Genomic DNA, 15520 nt, shown 5'->3' on the forward strand with positions numbered 1-15520 from the left:
TGAACCTACCCCAGAAGTCGCTCGGCGATGCGCGCAAATGCCTCGATGTCAAGCATTTCCCCGCGCAGTTGCGGGTCGAGCCCGGCCGCCTCGATCGCCGCGGACGCCGCCGACGACGACCCGGCCATCCCGGAGAGCGCGGCCCGCAACATCTTGCGACGCTGGGCGAAGGCCGCGTCGACCACCTCGAACACCTGCGCGCGGGTCGCCGTCGTCTCCGGTGCGGGGCGGCGCCTGATCCGCACCAGCCCCGAGTCGACATTGGGCACCGGCCAGAAGACCTTCGGCGGCACCGTGCCCACCCGCGCCGTCTCGGCGTACCAGGCGGCCTTGGCGCTGGGTACGCCGTACACCTTGGAGCCGGGTGGCGCCACCAATCGGTCCGCCACCTCCAACTGCACCATGACCAGGCCACGCGTCCAGTCCGGGAACAACTCGAACATCCGCAGCAACACGGGCACCGACACGTTGTAGGGCAGGTTCGCCACCAGCGCGGTGGGCGCAAGCGGCAACTGCTCCACCTGGAGGGCGTCGGCCTCGACGACATGCAGCCGCCCGGCCGCGTCACCGCCCATCCGCTCGCGAACAGTCTGCTCCAGCCGCCGCGCGAGCCGCTGCTCGATCTCCACGGCGACGACGGTGGCGCCGCGCTCCAGGAGGCCCAAAGTCAGCGAACCCAGGCCGGGCCCGATCTCGAGCACCACGTCGTCGGCCCGCACGTCGGCGATGTCGACGATGCGGCGCACCGTGTTGGGGTCGATCACGAAGTTCTGGCCGCGCTGCTTGGTGGGGCGCAGGTCCAGTTCCGCGGCGATCTTGCGGACCGACGACGGGTCCAGCAGTCCGGTCTCAGGCATCTCCCCACCTCCCGCCGTATGCGGCGAACGTGTTGGCGGTCAACTGGTCACAGAACTCCGCGAGGTCCACCTCGAGCAGTTGGGCCAGGAACCGGACGGTGTGTGGCAGCAGGTAGGGCGCGTTGGCCTTGCCACGCTGCGGCTTGGGTGTGAGGTAGGGGGCGTCGGTCTCCACCAGGATCCGGTCGGCCGGCGTGGCGAGCGCGGCTTCGCGCAGCGACTCCGCCGAGCCGAACGTGACCACACCAGGGAACGACAGCCAGGCGCCCCTCTCGAGGCACCGGGCAGCGAAATCTGCGTCGCCGGAGAAGCAGTGCATCACGAACCGCTCCGGCACGCCCTCGTCGTCCAGCACCCGCAGGATGTCGTCGTGGGCGTCACGGTCGTGGATCATCAGCGTCTTGCCCAGGCGCTCGGCCCACTGGATGTGGCGCCGAAAGGCGACTTCCTGCGCCCGGCGACCCTCAGCCTCCCGCGTGCGGAAGTAGTCCAGCCCCGTCTCCCCCACGGCCACGACACCCGGATGCGCACACAACTCCTCGATGACCGCCAGGTCTTCGTCCAGCCGCGACTCCCCGTGCTTCAGGAAAGTGCGGGCAACGTCGTTGGGGTGCAGCGCCACCGCGGCGCGCACCTGCGGGTCTGCCTCCACCAGCGCGACGGCGGCCCGGGCACTCGGCACGTCGCAGCCGACCTCGATCACCCTCGTCACCCCCACCCCGGCGGCCAGGCGAAGGTTGTCGGCAACCTTCAGGCCTGAGTACTCCTCCGTCGAGGTGAGGTGCGTGTGGTTGTCGATCACCGCGCGCGGCAACGACTCCGGCAGCGGGGGCAGCCCCAGTTCGTCGATGACGCTCATCACTTCTCCTTGTCGGCCAGAGCGGCCGCGTACAAAGCCTTGCGGCTGGTGCCGGTGATCTTGGCGACATCGGCCACCGCCGCAGATAGTTTCGCACCACCGGCCATGGCCTGCCGAACCAGCGCCAGCGCATCGTCGGCCGAGGTCTCCTGCGGCTCGGCGCCACCGATGACGACGGTGACCTCACCGCGCACCTCGCCGGCGGCCCATTGCGCCAACTCCGCTAGCGGCCCCCTGATGATCTCCTCGTACGGCTTGGTGAGTTCGCGGCAGATCGCCCCGCGTCGCGCCTCGCCCAACTCAGTGGCGGCGTCGGCCAGGAACTCCTGGAGCCGGTGCGGGGCCTCGAAGAAGACCATCGTGCGCTCCTCAGTGGCGAGGGCGGCCAACCGCCGCCGGCGCTCACCCGTCTTGCGCGGTAGGAACCCTTCGAAACAGAACCGGTCCACCTTCAGCCCGGAGACCGCCAGCGCGGTCAGCACCGCCGACGGGCCGGGCACTGCCGTCACGCGCAGGCCCTCGTCGATGCAGGCTGTCACGACGCGGTACCCCGGGTCGCTCACCGAGGGCATGCCCGCGTCGGTGACGAGCACCACGCGCTGCCCGGAGGCCACCGCCTCCACCAGTTCGCGCGTGCGGCTTGCCTCGTTGCCCTCGAAGTAGCTGACGACCCGCGCCTTCGGCGTGATGCCGAGGCGCCTGGCCAACGTCAGGAACCGGCGGGTGTCCTCCGCGGCGATGAGATCTGCCGAGGTCAGAGCGTCGCGCAACTTCTGACTGGCGTCGTCGGACGAACCGATCGGTGTGGCTGCCAGGATCAGTGTTCCATCGCTCGGGTCATGCATGGGTAGAGCCTATGATGCCTGTGTGCAAACGACCTTGACGGCGCTCGACGACGGCAAACTCCGTGACCGGACCGTCGGCTGGATCGTGACGATCTCCATCACCCTCATGGCCTTCGCGCTGCGGTTCTACAACATCGGCTTCCCCCACAAGGTGCTGTTCGACGAGACGTACTACGCCAAGGACGGCTGGGCCATCATGCAGTCCGGCTACGAGCGCAACTGGGCCGACGGCGCCAACGACCTCCTCCTCAAGGGCGACCTCAGCGGCATGGAGGACACGGCCGCGTTCGTCGTCCACCCTCCGCTGGGCAAGATCCTGATCGGCCTCGGCGAGACCATGTTCGGGATGAACCCGTTCGGCTGGCGGTTCATGGCGCTCATCTTCGGCACGCTGCTGGTGTTCCTCACCATCCGGCTCGCCCGCCGGGTGTCGCGCTCCACGCTCATCGGCGCGGTCGCCGGCCTGCTGCTGACGTTCGACGGCCTCGCCTTTGTGATGAGCCGGCTGGCGCTGCTGGACATCTTCCAGGCCACCCTCGCCGTCGCGGCCATCGCCGCCCTGGTGGCGGACCGCGACTGGTTCCGACACCGCCTCGGCCAGCACCTGAGGAAGAACAACCTCGACGACCTGGGCGGCCAGTTCGGTCCGCTCATGCTCCTTCGCCCCTGGCGCATCGCCGCGGGCGTCCTGTTCGGCCTCTCCTGCGCGGTGAAGTGGAACTCCATCTACGTGCTCGCCGTCTTCGGGATCGTGACCGTGGTCTGGGATCTCGGGGCCAGGCAGCTGGCCGGCGCCCGTCACCGGAAGTGGCTCTCACTCGTGATCGACGCCCCCGCCGCGTTCGTCCAGCTCGTCGTCGTGGCGGTGCCGGTGTACATCGCGACCTGGTGGGGCTGGCTCAGCACCTCTGGGGGCTACAGCCGTGACTGGGGAGAGGGCAATCCGGACCACCCCCTCGTGAAGTTCTTCGGCAAGGCCCTCGGCTCGCTCATGTGGTACCACCACCAGGCCTACGAGTTCCACACCAGCGACAAGATGATGACGGAGACGACGCACACGTACCAGTCGCATCCGGCCAGCTGGATCCTCATGCTGCGCCCCATCGGCATCGAAGCCGAGAACGACATCCAGCCCGGCACCCAGGGCTGCGAGGCGGTGGGCGACACGTGCATGCGGATCATCTCCGGCATGGGCACCCCGGTCCTGTGGTGGGCCGCCGCCCTGGCGCTGCTCGCCGGCCTCTACTGGTGGATCATCAAGCGCGACTGGCGCTTCGCGGTGCCGGTGCTCGCGCTGGGCGCGGCCTGGCTGCCCTGGTTCCAGTACGCGGACCGGCCCATCTTCTTCTTCTACGCGATCATGATGATCCCGTTCAGCTCCATCGCCCTGGCGATGGCGATCGGCAAGATCCTCGGGCCACCGGAGCATCCGAAGAGGCGGGTGCGGGCCATCGTCGCGGGGCTGATCGTCGCGCTGGTGATCGTGAACTTCGCCTACCTCTATCCGGTGCTCACGGCCGAACTGGTCAGCAGGAGCAGCTGGTGGGCGCGGATGTGGTTGGGCAACACCTGGGTCTGACCGGCCGGTCACAAGGCCCGCAATAGGCCTGAGCGCTTTGACCGAATGTGTTCCGGTTTCCCGGGACCCCATGAACAATGAGGGCCGAACTGTTCATTACGACACAGGTTGGTCAACGATGTCCCGCTTTTCCAAGGCAATCGTTGCAGCTCTGTCCGCGGCCCTGGTTGCGACGACAGCTGTAACGCCCATGCTTTCCACCACAGCCACGGCGGCCCCGACGACGACCCAGCAGGACCCGTTGGTCCTGCGGTACTCGGCGCCCGCCCCCCTCAACCGCTGGCAGGAGGAGTCCCTCCCGATCGGCAACGGCGCCCTCGGAGCGTCGGTCTTCGGCCAGGTCGTCAATGATGAACTCTTCCTCAACGAGAAGACGCTCTGGACCGGCGGCCCCGGAGTCACCGGCTACCGGTACGGCAACTACCCCGCGGACCAGATCACCCAGCGGCGCGCCAACCTGCAGGAGGTGCGCGACCGGATCGACACCGTCGGTCAGGCGGATCCCGGCTGGGTGGCCGGCAAGCTCGGCCAGCCGAAGGTGGGCTACGGCAACTACCAGTCGTTCGGCAAGCTGCAGTTCGCCTTCAACAACGGCGTCGGCACCCCCACGGACTACGAACGCTCCCTCGACATCGACAACTCCGTCGCCAAGGTGACCTACAAGGTGGGCGACACCACGTTCACCCGCGAGTACATCGCGTCCTACCCGGACAACGTCGTCATGATGAAGATCTCCGCCGACAAGCCCGGCGCAGTGAACTTCACCACCACCTATGACCGCAAGCTGCAGGGCGACGTCGCCGACAACCAGGAAGCCCTCAGTTCCGGCACCGTCACCGCCAGCGGCAGCCGCATCACGCTGAGCGGTGTCTCCCCCAACAACGGCCTCAAGTACAACGCCCAGGCTGACATCGCCACCGACGGCGGCACGACGACGGCGGCCGGCGCCACCATCACCGTGGCCGGCGCGGACTCGGCCACCCTCGTGTGGGCCGCCGCCACCGACTACGGCCCGCAGTACAACGCCGACATCACCAGGTCCTACCGCGACGGCCGCACGGCCGAGCAGGTGGCCGCTGAAGTGACCAAGCGGGTCGGCGACGCCAGGGCCAAGGGCTGGAGCGGCGTCATGACCGCCCACCAGGCCGACTACAAGAACATCTACGACCGCGTGAAGCTCGACCTCGACGGCGCGGCGCTCACGCTGCCCACCAACCAGGCCCGCTCCGCCTACCGCGGCACCTCGGACCAGGACCGCACGCTCGAGACCCTGTACTACCAGTACGGCCGCTACCTGCTGATCTCGTCGTCGCGCGACGTGACACTCGGCGCCGCCAACCTCCAGGGCGTGTGGAACGAGCGGAACAACCCGCCGTGGTCCGCGGACTACCACACCAACATCAACGTGCAGATGAACTACTGGCCGGCGCTGTCGGGCAACATGCCCGAGAGCTACGACGCCTACCTCGACTACATCACCTCGCTGGTGGACGCCGGCGCCACCTCCGCGGAGAACGTGCTGGGCATCCAGGACTCCTGGATGGTCATGAACGAGACCACGCCCTACGGCTTCACCGGCGTCTTCGACTGGTCCACCGCGTTCTGGTTCCCCGAGGCCAACGCCTGGCTGGCGCAGGCCTTCTGGTGGAAGTACCTGTACACCGGTGATGAGGACTTCCTTCGCACCACCGCCTACCCCATGCTCAAGAAGACCTCGAAGTTCTGGGAGCAGTACCTCGTCGAGGACCCCCGCGACGGCACGCTCGTGGCCAACCCGTCGTACTCGCCCGAGCACGGCCCGTTCGTGGCCGGCGCGGCCATGAGCCAGCAGATCGCCACGGAACTGTTCCAGTCCACCATCGAGGCCGCGGAGATCCTCGGCGTCGACTCGGAGGTGGCCGCCCTGCGCAGCACGCTCGCCGACACCGATCCCGGCCTGACGATCAGCGACCAGACCGGCATGATCCTCGAATGGAAGGGCACCGAGGAACTCGGCGAGATCGGCCACCGCCACGTCTCGCACCTGTACGCGCTGTGGCCCGGACGCAACATCTCCGCCAACACCACCCCTGAGCTCGCCGAGGCCGCGCGCAAGTCGCTCGTCCACCGCGGCGACGGCGGCACCGGCTGGTCCATGGCCTGGAAGATCAACTTCTGGGCCAAGCTCTTCGACGGCGACCACGCCCACCAGATGGTGAAGAACATCATCTCGAACTCCACCTACGCCAACCTCTGGGACGCGCACCCGCCCTTCCAGATCGACGGCAACTTCGGCGCCACCTCCGGCATCAACGAGATGCTCGTCGCCAATGACCCGGGCCTCATCACGGTGCTTCCGGCCCTTCCCGCAGCCTGGAGCAACGGCTCCGTGGACGGCATCAAGGCCTGGAACGACGTCACCGTGGGCACCACCTGGGCCTCCGGGGCAGCCGAACAGATCCGCCTCAGCACCGGCAACGCCGGCCCGGTGAAGGTCAAGACGACCCTGGCCGGAGCCCCCGTCACCGTGCGTGACGGCTCCGGCGCCACCGTCGCCGCCACCCGCGCCGACGGCGTCATCTCCTTCACCGCCACCGCCGGTGGCACCTACACCATCGACGGCGACACCAAGCTGGTCGTGACCGACGCGCCTGAGTCGCTGGTCTACTCCACCGACGGTGTCGTGAGCGTCGACTACGTCGGCGCCCCCGCCGGCGCCCAGCTCGTCGTCGAGGCCCCCGAAGGCTGGCAGGTGTCGCCTGAGCGTCAGGTGGTCGCCGAGGGCGACGGTACCGCGTCGTTCACCGTCAGGACCCCGAACACCGGCACGCAGGGAACGCTGCGGATCCGCCTCGTGGCAACGGATCTCGAGGTGAGTGCCACCGTCGGGATCCAGCTCACCGATCCCGCGATCATCCCGGTTCAGACCGTGGCCGCCTGGAACAGCGCCGAAGCCGGCGGCGAAGGCGCCGTGAACGGCTACGTGTCGGCGGCCATAGATGGCAACCCGTCCACCTTCTGGCACACCCAGTGGAGCGCCGGCACCCCCAACTACCCGCACTACATCGTGCTGGACCTGGGAGAGGAGAAGGAGTTCACGTCCTTCACCTACACCCCACGCCCGAAGAGCGATTGTGGTTCGTCCAACGATCCGGCTGTCTGCAACGGCCAGATCGGCGGCTACGAGATCCAGGTCCCGACAGCCGGCACCTGGGTGCCTCCCACCGCCGCGCAGCTGCGTCAGGCCCAGTACGCCCAGCCCGCGGATGCAGCGTTCGAGACGATCGCCTCGGGCTCGTTCGAGAAGAACACCGCCCCCAAGGTGGTCACGCTCGAGGCTCCGGTGACCGCGCGCTACGTCAAGCTGCTCGCCACCAGCCCGGCCGCCACCGGCCAGGCGTGGGCGCACGCCGGCGAACTCGGCGTGCGGGGTACCCCGGCCGCCGACCCGGAGCCGCTGCCCAACCCATCCGTCGTGGTCTCGCCGGTATCAGTTGAGCCGGGCGAAACCGTCACCATCACCGGTGCCGGCTGGACCTCAGGAGAAGCGGTGACCATCACCGTCGGCGACGCCATGGTGACCGCCACCGCGAACGCCGAGGGCGCTTTCACCGCGTCCCACGTAGTTCCCACTGGCACTGCCTCCGGCGCACTCGAAGTGGTTGCGGTCGGGGCATCGAAGGCGGTCGCGTCCACCACGCTGACCGTCGCGGATGCCACGGGGCCGGTGGTCACGCCCATCGCTGCGCAGAGCGCCACCGTCGGTGAGGCCTTCGAGTTGCAGGTGACCGCATCGGATCCGTCCGTGCCGCTCACCTACACGGTGGCCAACGCCCCGTCGTGGCTGACGATCGACACCGCGGGCAAGCTCACCGGCACCCCCACCGGGGCCGGCAGCTACAACGTGACGGTCCGCGTGGCCGACGCTGAGGGCAACGTCTCGTCGGTGACCTTCGCGCTGACCGTGGAGCCGGCGGTGGAACCGTCCCCGTCCGCCTCGCCGTCGCCGTCGAAGTCGCCCAAGCCCTCGAAGTCGCCCACGGCGAAGCCGACCACGACGCCGACGAAGCCAGGCGGCGGGTTCGTGCGGACCGCGCCCTACACCCTGGCGGGCACGCACCTGCTCAACGACCGTCAGTGGATGACCACCTGCGAGGACTACTCGCAGACCGAGCGCTGCCGCACCGAGATCTGGGCCACCGTCGTCCAGATCGAGAATGGGGAGTTCGTCCGGAAGTCCGGCTGGGTGTTCAACAACCTCACCTACCTCCCGTTCATGACGCGCGAGGGGTGGAAGGGCAACCCGCTGGGTGACCTGGGCTCGACCACGAACGGGCTGTTCACCTCGGCCGGGCGCCAGTGGAAGACCGAGTGCGACACCCCGGCCACCGGCCGCGGGGCCTGCCGGTCCTACACGTGGACGACGGTCTACGCCGCCACGGCGAAGCCCGCCGGCGGCTACACCTTCAGCCAGAGCAACGACTGGGTCTTCAACAACATCGTGATGTTCAAGACCCCCTAGTCAGCACTGCAGGAAGCCCCGGACTCGCCGAGTCCGGGGCTTCTTCACGTCGGTCAGAGGCTGCGCAGCATCCGCGACCCGAGGGCGCGGATCTTGCTGATGGGTGGCAGCGCATTGTCGCTGCGCTGGTGCCCGGCCAGCAACCTGGCCAGGTAGTGGCCGCTCGCCGTCCCGTTCATCAGTTCACCGCGACCGTTGCCGCGCGCGTAGAACCCGCCCGGAATGGCGGAGGCGCCGACGACGGGGCGACCGTGGTCGCTGGGGTCGATCGCCAGGCGGCTGTGCTCGATCTCAGTGGCACCGAGGTGGTCGACGGCCCAGGCCCCGAGCGCCTCCGCGGCCTGTTCCACCCCGCCGAGGGTTGTCTTCTGGCCCAGCAGCAGCGCGGTGTCGCCGGTGGGGCGCACCATCCACACCTCGGGGCGGGCGTACAGCGACACCTCGGTGAGCGGCGCGGCCGGGCGGCACCGCACGACGGGCACCCACTCGGCGGGGCCGATCCGCGCCACCCTGCCCCACGGGCTGACGCCGAGGGTGTCGATCACGGCCATGCCGGTGACGTGCCCCACGTCGTGCAGCCACGCCATGTTGTTGCGGAAGTAGATCCGGGTGGCTCCCTCGCGCCGCGTCAGGTGCGTCACAGTGACGCCATGGACGACATTGGCGCCCGCCCGCACAGCTGCCGCGCGCAATTCGGCGGCGTAGGCGACGGGGTCGACGACCAACGCCTGCGACATGAGGCTGATCGAATCCGGTGCGACCAGCACGTCGGCCGCGCCGCCCTCCCCGCGGTACAGGTCTGCGAGTTGCAGCGTCTCGGCCTCGTCGCCGCCGGGCAGCGATCGGTCGCGCAGCATCATCGGTTGCGCGTCCGGATAGACCTCCGTGATCTGCGCGAGGCCGGCGATGTTGCGGCGGGTGTGTTCGCGCGCCGCCGCCAGACCGTAGAAGTGGGCCATGGTGGCGACGGTGGAGGCGTGGCCGATGGCCGCGACACCGTGGGAGGTGGCGGCGCTGACCCCCTCGTCGTTCGGGTCGAGCACCACCACGCCGAAGCCCTCAGACGCGAGTAGCCGTGCGACGGTGAGACCTGCCACCGTCGCGCCGAGGACCACCACGTCATGCGCCATGACCCAACAGTATCCATCGCCGCGCGCGGCATCCGGGCGCACACGCAACATGGCCGCCCATTAGGACACCCGGAGATGCCACCCGAGGGGCGCTCCGAGTAACATCACGCCGACGAAAGGAAGCGACCGCATGTGGAAGCTGCACAATAACGGAGTCCTCCTCCCCGACGCGGTGGTCAAGCCCACCGAACGCCTGGGCTGGGGACGCACCATCGGGCTGGGCGCCCAGCACGTCGTGGCCATGTTCGGCGCCACCTTCGTATTCCCCCTGTTGATGGGCCTCAACCCGCAGCTCGCGGTGATGATGTCGGGCATCGCCACCCTGCTGTTCCTGTTCGTGGTCAAGCACCGCGTGCCGAGCTACCTCGGCTCGTCGGCCTCCTTCGTCGGTGTCGCCACGGCCATCTACGCGGCGGGCGGCAACCCCGCCACGCTGACGGGCGCGCTGTTCGTCGTCGGCCTCCTGCTCTTCATGGCCGGCCTCATCATCCACTTCGCAGGGGCCCGCGTGATCCACAAGGCGCTGCCGCCCGTGGTGACCGGCGCCGTCGTCATGCTGATCGGCTTCAACCTCGCACCGGTGGTCGCCGGCGTCTACTGGCCCGTCGACCCCTGGCTGGCCTTCGTGGTCATGCTCATCGTCGTGGGGCTGTCCATCGGCCTGCGCGGCTTCTGGGGCCGCATCGCCATCTTCCTGTCGCTGGTCATCGGCTATGTGATCAGCTGGCTGGCCGACCTCGCGTTCGGTCCGCTGCAGAAGGAGGGCGCTGACGGCACGGTCACCGAACAGCTCCGCGTCGACTGGAGCGCCGTCAAGGAGGCCGACTGGTTCGGTCTGCCCCCGGTGACGGACCTGGCCAACTGGGAGTTCGGCTCCACCGCCAACGTGGTGGGCCTGCACCTGCCGCAGTTCTCGCTGGGTGCGATCATCATCGCCATCCCCGTCGTCATCGCGCTGATCGCGGAGAACACCGGCCACGTGAAGGCCGTCGCGGAGATGACCAAGGAGGATCTCGATCCGCTCATGGGCCGCGCCATCGCGGCCGACGGCGCCGCGTCGATGCTCGCCACCGCTGTCGGCGCCGGCCCCACCACCACCTACGCCGAGAACATCGGTGTCATGGCCGCCTCCCGCGTCTATTCGACGGCGGCCTACGTCGTCGCCGCCATCGTGGCCATCCTGTTCGGCTTCTCCCCCATCTTCGGCGCCGTGATCTCCGCCACGCCGTCGGCCGTCCTCGGCGGCATCACCGTCGTGCTGTACGGCATGATCGGCCTGCTCGGCGCGAAGATCTGGAAAGAGAACAACGTGGACTTCGGCAACCCCCTCAACCTGATCCCCGCCGCGGCCGGCATCATCATCGGCGTGGGCGACGTCAAGGTACCGCTCGGCGGCGACTTCGAGCTGGGCGGCATCGCGCTGGGCACCATCGTGACCATCGGCATCTACCACTTGGCCCGCGCCATCGCGCCGCGCCAGATGCGGGACGAGGCCGACGGCGCCACGCTCCAGTACGACCGCCCGGGGATGTACACCGCGGACGAGCGCTGACGGCTCCCGGGGTGTCCCCGGAACGGGACCGGGGCGGACGGCGTCGAGCGACTACCGTGGGACGCGTGAGAGAACTTGAGGTGCGCTTCCGCGAAGCCATGGCTCGCGTCCCGGCCCCGGTGACCATCATCACCACCACCGTCGACGGCACCCCCACGGGCACCACGGTCTCGGCGTTCGCCTCCCTCTCCGTGGATCCGCCCATGGTCTTCTTCGCCCTGGACAACAGGGGCGGGATGATCGAACGCATCCGCGCCGCCGGGCGGGTGGGTGTCAACGTGCTGGCCGGGGACCAGGCCGACGTGGGCGTGCGCTTCGCGCGCCGGGGCGCCGCCGACCGGTTCGCCGACCTCAGCTGGCGCGAGGACCATGGCCTCCCCCGCATCGACGGGGCGGTGTCGTGGCTGCGCTGCGACCACCTGCAGTTCGTGCCGGGCGGTGACCACACCGTCGTGCTGGCCTCCGTGGCGGACGCCGAGACGTTCGGCGACTCCAGCCTCGGCTACCACCTGCGCGAGTTCAAGGACGTGCGGCCGCGGGCGGCCGGCCGGTCGCGCTGATCCCCCCGGAAGGAATGCTAAAGAACTCTTGCTAAAGACTTCTTTAGCATCTATTCTCGTGGCATGAGCGGACACGAGCACGACGCCACCACGGACCCGACGCGCATCCGTGCGCTCGCCCACCCCATCCGGTTGGCGTTGCTTGACTACCTCAGCGGAGTCGCCTCCGCCACCGCCACGCAGTGCGCGGACGCGATCGGCGAGTCCGTGGCGAGCTGCTCCTTCCACCTGCGGACGCTGGCCAAGCACGGCTACATCACGCGGGCCGAATCGGGCGACGCCAAGAGCCGCCCGTGGCAGGTCGCCGCCCGCCGTCAACGCCAGATGTTCTCCGCCGAGGAGCCCGAGTCGCTGCCGGCGGTCCTCGCGCTGGGCACCGCCGTCGTCACGCAGGAGGCCAGGCGCCTCAACGCGTTCATCGAGGCGGCACCGGGCCTGCCGACGGAGGCGATCGACCGGACGCTGGTCTCGCACACCTCGCTCTGGGTCACCCACGACGAGCACGAGGAACTCATGGACGCCGTCCTCGCCCTCTTCGAGCGGTACCGGGATCGCAACGCCGACGAGTCGCTGCGGCCCGAGGGCGCGCTCCGCAACACGGTGTTCATGGCGAGCACCCCGGAACTGTCCAACTTCGACACCGACAGGCAGGGGGCCGTGCAATGAGCATCGGCACAGAGGAGTTCGGCACCACCCGCGAGGCGCTGCGGATTCCCGCCTACCGCAAGCTGGTGGCGGCCTGGTCCATCGGCAACCTCGGCGACTCCGCGCTCTTCCTCACCATCGGCATCTGGGTCAAGGTGCTGACCGGCTCAGATGTCTTTGCCGCGACGGTGTTCATCGTCCTCGGCGTGCCCGCGCTGTTCGCCCCCGCCCTGGGGCTGCTGGCCGACAAGTTCTCGCGCAAACGGATCCTGGTGATCAGCAACATCGTGATCGCGCTGGCCGTGCTCAGCCTGCTGCCCGTGAACGACGCGACGCACCTGTGGTTGATCTACGCGGTCACCTTCGTCTACTCGCTGGCCACCTACGTCAACGCCGCGGCGCAGGGCGGGCTGCTGCGGGACACCCTGCCGGATCACCTGCTGGCGGCCGCCAACGGGCTGTTCGGGAGCATCGACCAGGGCCTGCGGATCATCGCGCCACTGGCCGCCGCCGGCGCCTTCGCGCTGTGGGGGATCCGTCCGGTCCTCGTGGTCACCGCCGTGGCCTTCCTGACCTACGCGCTACTGCTGGCCAACCTCCGGATCACGGAGACCCGCAATGAGATCTCCAGTGAGAGGCACTGGTTCCACACGTCTCTCGAGGGTTTCGGGGCGCTGCACTCCCGCCCCCGGCTCTGGCGCTTCACCCTCGCCCTGGCGATGGCGGTCTTCGCCGCCGGCGCCATCAACGCCTTGATCTTCCCCATCCTCGACACAGGTCTGGGGCTGCGGGCGGAGATGCTGTCGGTGTTCATCTCGGTGCAGGGGGTGTTCGCTGTCGTCTCCGGGCTCAACGCCGCCCGGCTGTTGAAGAAGTGGGGCTACGACCGGCTGATGATGGTCGGCCTGGCCCTGTTCGTGGCGTCCTTCGCGGCGCTGACGGTGCAGCATGTAGTGGTGGTGGTGTTCGCCATCGCGCTGCTCGGGATGTCCATGCCGTTGATGATCGTGGCCACCGTCACGCTCCGGCAGCTCGAACTGCCGCTCAACCTGCAGGGCCGCAGCGGGGCGGCGATGAACATGATGTTCAATGTGCCCCAGGTGCTCACATCCGCCGTCGTTGCCGCCCTGATCGGCGCCGTGGCGTACCCATGGCTGATCGCGGCGGCGACGGTGGTCGCGGCGTTGGGCTTCATCCCCTTGGCGCAGCAGGCCAGGGTGTCGCGGTGGGCGGTGCCTGGACTGAGACCACATCGAGGCCTATCGGGTGGGACATCGTCCCGTGGCAGACTGACGCCATGACCGACGATCCCGAGCGTCCCGAGGCAGACATCGGCGGGAGACCACCCCGGAGGCTGACCGCAGTGAGGGTCGAGCGGGCCGTGTACGTGGCCCGCAACGACCGCGGCGCCGAGGTGCGCATCGGCGGACCTGACGCAGAGGCGGCCTTCACTCCCGGCGAGCTGTTGCAGATCGCGGCGGCAGCCTGCGCCGCGCTCTCCGCCGATCATGTCCTCTCCAGCAAGCTGGGGCCGGATTTCGACGCGACGTTCTCCGTCGAGGGGGACGGGGTGCGGGGCGAGAACCGCTACTCCGCGATCAGCAGCACAGTGGTGGTGGACATGTCGGAGATCGACGAGGGGAAGCAGACCGCGCTAGTGGAGCGTGCGGTGAAGGCAGTCGACCGACTGTGCTCCGTCGGCCGCACGATCAAGCAGAGCGCCACGGCGGAAGTCGAACTACTCGCCGACCAGGGTTGAGTCTCCAGAAATAGGAGGGAGATTTCTACCACATCGGCGCTACAGAGGGCGATGTGGCAGATATCTCCCTGCGAATTTCGAGCATCGTCCCGGAGAAGCAGAATGCCCCGCCGGAGCGGGGCATTTGTCTGGTGGAGCTAGGGGGATTCGAACCCCCGGCCTTCTCATTGCGAACGAGACGCGCTACCAACTGCGCCATAGCCCCAGAGCATCGACAACTTTAGCACCGCGTCGGGAATCGCTCCAAGTTTGGGGTCCCCACGGGGCACTCGCCCGTGACCAGCGTCACTCGCCGACGGCGCGAGGGCGGAACTCGGCGATGCTCGCCGCGCCACCCGACGCCGTGATGGTGGCCTCGCCCTCTTCGACCGGGGCCGCGGGGTTGTCCGCCGTCGGCACCAGGGGCGAGGTGGCCGCAACGGGCGCGGACAGGTCGATGGTTCGCACGGTGCGCGGCAGCAGCGGCTGCGACACGTAGGTGGCCGGCGTCACGGGAATGGGATCCCACAACGCACCCATGGTGGTGGGCATGGTGAGTTCGATGGAGATCTCGGTGCTCTCCGATTCCGGCTGGCCGATGTCGATGGTGGTGGTGTCCTCGTGCTCGTCGAAGCCGCCGTTGACGGCCGCTGCCCGACGGTCGAGGCTGCGGTGCATCGCGACGACGGTGAGCCGGGCCACGCACAGGAACGCGACCAGCATTCCCCCGGGCACGGCGAGCGTCCACCACGCGACGATGTTCGACGCGGCCAGCACGGTGAGGATGACCAGTGCGCCGAGGAGCACGACGACGACGGTGAGGCGTCGTCGGGCGGCTTGGCGCGCGATGAGGCGGAGTTCGTTCAACTCGGCCCGCCGGGTGAAGGGGGTGGACACCGAGGCGAGGTTCTCGTCCTCGACGAAATCCTCCACGTCCCGGCGCAGGATGCGCATGGAGTCTGCGAATCGCTCAGTGGGGTCGCCCTCGAGCTCGAGGTCAGAGGGCCGCTGCGCGCTCACCCAGGGAAGAGCGAACGCAAGGCCGGCGCAGACGACAACAGCGATGATGATCCCGGCGAGCATGCCCATACGTTAACAACATCCGTGTAATTCGACCGCTCGGCCGCGGCGCGTCGCGATATTGATTCTAACGAGATTGCGCGGATCCAGCGTGCTCTACCCATCCGGCGATAGTCACTTTCGGGATGACCGTTGACAAGTTGCCCAGCGGTTGACCAAACTATGCCCGTAAGG

12 protein-coding genes and 1 tRNA gene are annotated in these 15520 nt (G+C 68.6%); 7 read left to right on the forward strand and 6 right to left on the reverse strand.

Features of this window, described 5'->3' with window-relative positions; translation table 11 throughout:
• Positions 1 to 5: 5 nt before the first annotated feature.
• Genes rsmA through rsmI form a run of 3 tightly spaced genes read right to left on the reverse strand, consistent with a single transcriptional unit; the run spans position 6 to position 2561 of the window.
• Positions 6 to 857 carry a 16S rRNA (adenine(1518)-N(6)/adenine(1519)-N(6))-dimethyltransferase RsmA gene (rsmA, locus tag C3E87_RS04990; RefSeq protein WP_076060079.1) on the reverse strand — a complete coding sequence of 284 codons (852 nt, stop codon included), beginning with the start codon at positions 855 to 857 and terminating at the stop codon, positions 6 to 8.
• Positions 850 to 1716: a TatD family hydrolase gene (locus C3E87_RS04995; RefSeq protein WP_076060081.1), complete on the reverse strand. Its 867-nt coding sequence runs from the start codon at positions 1714 to 1716 to the stop codon at positions 850 to 852. Before C3E87_RS04995 ends, rsmA begins: the two co-directional genes overlap by 8 nt.
• Positions 1716 to 2561 carry a 16S rRNA (cytidine(1402)-2'-O)-methyltransferase gene (rsmI, locus tag C3E87_RS05000; RefSeq protein ID WP_076060084.1) on the reverse strand — a complete coding sequence of 282 codons (846 nt, stop codon included), beginning with the start codon at positions 2559 to 2561 and terminating at the stop codon, positions 1716 to 1718. Before rsmI ends, C3E87_RS04995 begins: the two co-directional genes overlap by 1 nt.
• Here rsmI and C3E87_RS05005 point away from each other — a divergent pair.
• The gene (locus C3E87_RS05005) at positions 2560 to 4140 is read left to right on the forward strand and encodes a dolichyl-phosphate-mannose--protein mannosyltransferase (RefSeq protein ID WP_076060086.1); all 1581 of its coding nucleotides are present in this window, start codon (positions 2560 to 2562) and stop codon (positions 4138 to 4140) included. The genes rsmI and C3E87_RS05005 overlap by 2 nt on opposite strands.
• 190 nt (positions 4141 to 4330) lie before the next feature.
• Positions 4331 to 8641 (forward strand): glycoside hydrolase N-terminal domain-containing protein, encoded by a 4311-nt coding sequence (locus C3E87_RS05010; protein WP_076060089.1) that lies wholly within the window; start codon positions 4331 to 4333, stop codon positions 8639 to 8641.
• Positions 8642 to 8694: 53 nt separating this feature from the next.
• Here C3E87_RS05010 and C3E87_RS05015 read toward each other — a convergent pair whose 3' ends face one another.
• Positions 8695 to 9771 carry an FAD-dependent oxidoreductase gene (locus tag C3E87_RS05015; protein ID WP_076060092.1) on the reverse strand — a complete coding sequence of 359 codons (1077 nt, stop codon included), beginning with the start codon at positions 9769 to 9771 and terminating at the stop codon, positions 8695 to 8697.
• A gap of 130 nt (positions 9772 to 9901) precedes the next feature.
• Between C3E87_RS05015 and C3E87_RS05020 the strand changes: the two genes are divergently transcribed.
• From C3E87_RS05020 to C3E87_RS05040, 5 genes are all read left to right on the forward strand, one after another.
• Entirely contained in the window at positions 9902 to 11323 is a 1422-nt protein-coding gene (locus C3E87_RS05020; protein WP_076060094.1) for a uracil-xanthine permease family protein, read from the forward strand.
• A gap of 65 nt (positions 11324 to 11388) precedes the next feature.
• Positions 11389 to 11883 (forward strand): flavin reductase family protein, encoded by a 495-nt coding sequence (locus C3E87_RS05025; RefSeq protein ID WP_143570894.1) that lies wholly within the window; start codon positions 11389 to 11391, stop codon positions 11881 to 11883.
• A 63-nt stretch (positions 11884 to 11946) separates the two neighbouring features.
• Positions 11947 to 12549, forward strand: coding sequence for a helix-turn-helix domain-containing protein (locus tag C3E87_RS05030; protein WP_076060096.1), 603 nt, complete (start codon positions 11947 to 11949; stop codon positions 12547 to 12549).
• The gene (locus tag C3E87_RS05035; protein ID WP_076060098.1) at positions 12546 to 13829 is read left to right on the forward strand and encodes an MFS transporter; all 1284 of its coding nucleotides are present in this window, start codon (positions 12546 to 12548) and stop codon (positions 13827 to 13829) included. The genes C3E87_RS05030 and C3E87_RS05035 overlap by 4 nt, the downstream gene beginning before the upstream one ends.
• Positions 13826 to 14287, forward strand: a complete 462-nt coding sequence (locus tag C3E87_RS05040; protein ID WP_076060100.1) for an OsmC family protein — start codon at positions 13826 to 13828, stop codon at positions 14285 to 14287. Before C3E87_RS05035 ends, C3E87_RS05040 begins: the two co-directional genes overlap by 4 nt.
• 129 nt (positions 14288 to 14416) lie before the next feature.
• On the opposite strand, the gene C3E87_RS05045 is transcribed toward C3E87_RS05040, so the two are convergent.
• Both C3E87_RS05045 and C3E87_RS05050 read right to left on the reverse strand, forming a co-directional pair.
• A tRNA-Ala gene (locus tag C3E87_RS05045) sits at positions 14417 to 14492 on the reverse strand.
• 80 nt (positions 14493 to 14572) lie between these two features.
• Positions 14573 to 15349 carry a hypothetical protein gene (locus C3E87_RS05050; protein WP_143570895.1) on the reverse strand — a complete coding sequence of 259 codons (777 nt, stop codon included), beginning with the start codon at positions 15347 to 15349 and terminating at the stop codon, positions 14573 to 14575.
• Positions 15350 to 15520: the final 171 nt, after the last annotated feature.

It is taken from the genome of Tessaracoccus sp. ZS01 (genome assembly GCF_022342445.1).
Lineage (GTDB): Bacteria > Actinomycetota > Actinomycetes > Propionibacteriales > Propionibacteriaceae > Arachnia.

Coding starts and splice junctions, on each gene's coding strand:
- rsmA (WP_076060079.1), bottom strand. CDS start 857: ATGCCTGAGACCGGACTGCTGGACCCGTCGTCGGTCCGCAAGATCGCC.
- C3E87_RS04995 (WP_076060081.1), bottom strand. CDS start 1,716: ATGAGCGTCATCGACGAACTGGGGCTGCCCCCGCTGCCGGAGTCGTTG.
- C3E87_RS05005 (WP_076060086.1), top strand. CDS start 2,560: ATGGGTAGAGCCTATGATGCCTGTGTGCAAACGACCTTGACGGCGCTC.
- rsmI (WP_076060084.1), bottom strand. CDS start 2,561: ATGCATGACCCGAGCGATGGAACACTGATCCTGGCAGCCACACCGATC.
- C3E87_RS05010 (WP_076060089.1), top strand. CDS start 4,331: ATGCTTTCCACCACAGCCACGGCGGCCCCGACGACGACCCAGCAGGAC.
- C3E87_RS05015 (WP_076060092.1), bottom strand. CDS start 9,771: ATGGCGCATGACGTGGTGGTCCTCGGCGCGACGGTGGCAGGTCTCACC.
- C3E87_RS05020 (WP_076060094.1), top strand. CDS start 9,902: ATGTGGAAGCTGCACAATAACGGAGTCCTCCTCCCCGACGCGGTGGTC.
- C3E87_RS05030 (WP_076060096.1), top strand. CDS start 11,947: ATGAGCGGACACGAGCACGACGCCACCACGGACCCGACGCGCATCCGT.
- C3E87_RS05035 (WP_076060098.1), top strand. CDS start 12,546: ATGAGCATCGGCACAGAGGAGTTCGGCACCACCCGCGAGGCGCTGCGG.
- C3E87_RS05040 (WP_076060100.1), top strand. CDS start 13,826: ATGACCGACGATCCCGAGCGTCCCGAGGCAGACATCGGCGGGAGACCA.
- C3E87_RS05050 (WP_143570895.1), bottom strand. CDS start 15,349: ATGCTCGCCGGGATCATCATCGCTGTTGTCGTCTGCGCCGGCCTTGCG.